At 41.9% G+C, this 284-nt stretch carries 1 pseudogene; it reads right to left on the reverse strand.

The annotated features are described in order from the left end of the window. Positions 1-85 precede the first annotated feature (85 nt). Positions 86-284 (reverse strand): annotated as a pseudogene (locus FS736_RS24640) (hypothetical protein); the annotation flags it as partial.

A 284-nucleotide genomic window follows, 5' to 3' on the forward strand; every position in this document is an offset into this window, starting at 1 on the left:
AACTCCAACATATACTTCAACTCGATAAACCACCTTTCCACAAGAAAACAACTATCTTCCTTCCCAATACCCTTCAACACTCATATCAATCTATCCTCCTCAACCATGACAATTCAACAATCATTCCTTTTCCTCTTCCCCCTTCACCAAAAACCTCCTCTCCCCCCTCCATCATTTTATCACCCCACTTACCCATTCCTCCATCAATCACCACCTCCTCCCCATTTATAAAATCATTATCCTTCTCACCCAAATATAAGCACCCTCTTCCAATATCTTCCCCT

Origin of the sequence: Cytobacillus oceanisediminis 2691 (genome assembly GCF_007678455.1) — a bacterium.
Lineage (GTDB): Bacteria > Bacillota > Bacilli > Bacillales > Cytobacillaceae > Mesobacillus > Mesobacillus oceanisediminis_A.